Source organism: Alcanivorax sp. HI0083 (assembly GCF_001635175.1).
Window position 1 is genome coordinate 1 of the sequence record NZ_LWFX01001298.1, and the last position, 1243, is coordinate 1243.

At 54.9% G+C, this 1243-nt stretch carries 1 protein-coding gene; it reads right to left on the reverse strand.

All coding sequences use genetic code 11. From position 1 onward, the window contains the following. Positions 1 to 683 (reverse strand): glucosaminidase domain-containing protein (locus A3754_RS19340; protein WP_197468727.1); only part of this gene is annotated, 683 nt, incomplete at its 3' end. Between the last annotated feature and the right edge of the window lie 560 nt (positions 684 to 1243).

A 1243-nucleotide genomic window follows, 5' to 3' on the forward strand; every position in this document is an offset into this window, starting at 1 on the left:
AGGTTCAACGCATGGGCTTGCACCGACTGCAATGGCGCATCAAAAGCCGCGATTTTGTAATCTCCCATCCCGCTACGCTGGCTCTGCGGAGTGATGCCCTTCCCACCCCACGTCCATTGCCCAAACAGGGCGTTACCGGCAAACGCAAAGCGGGAGGTCCCCCAGCCGCTCTCCTCCGCTGCCTGAGCCAGAATCAGCGAAGGCGGAATCACATCGACCCGGCGTAACAGCTCAGCGACTCGCTCCTTGCCGCCTGTTTCCACCCGGTACTGGTCGGCCAGCTGCTGGAGCCAGTGGTTATCGTCAGCGGACAACACCGATTGCGTCTGCAGGCCAAGCAGGCGCGCCCGGTCCTGCTGAATCAATTCATTACTGCGCAGGATCAGCGGCCCTACAGCACGGAAGAACAGTTTCTTCTTCAGGCTGACGCTGATTTCATGGCTGATGCCCTTACCCCACTGCTCCGGCACCGTGGAGAGATAAACCCTGGGCACATGGCGGTCGCCTTCCACCCAGCTTTTATCGGTGTAGTGAAGCTGCTCGAACAACTCGAGTACCGCGCGATAATCATCAATGATCACCACACTGACCCTGCTCTCGCCTCCGGTAGCCTCGGCGTAATCCGACGCCAATGCGGAACAGCTCCAGAACATCAGTAACGTAGCGAGTATGATTCTTGTCATCACCCTTCCCTCTTGCCCGTTCTGCGTGCCGTTTATTAATAGCAAACCACGCCAGGCTCCCTGGTCCGTCGCACGAGCATGAAGATCTGTCATGATTCCTTTCACCAATCCCTTTATCATGGCCGACTTTAACCATGATGTATTCTCCGGAGGACCTGTGAGCGCGGACCTGAGCCAACATACGCCAATGATGCATGGGTGTGTTTAGGCTGCATTTAAAGGAGCCGCCCAATCCTACTTTAACTTTCTACACCAGACCCTACACCAGAGTGGTGGATTGTGGCGGACGAAGGTGGGCTAATCTGGACTCAAGTAAGGCTCACCGCACACAGCGACAGATGCCGTGATAGTAGGAAGTAGAATCCAGCGAAACCTGGGTATAAAGAGCGCGGGTCATGGGCATCTCCGATTATTAGAAAGCATTCTATTAAAAAAGCTCAACACCCCATCTCCTAACAACCATTGCCACTAAGAAAAAGCTGATTACCGTCACGCCTACCGACAGCAACATCGCAACACCAAACCCCCACCGCTCCAGCATCACGGGGAATAAAGCAAAC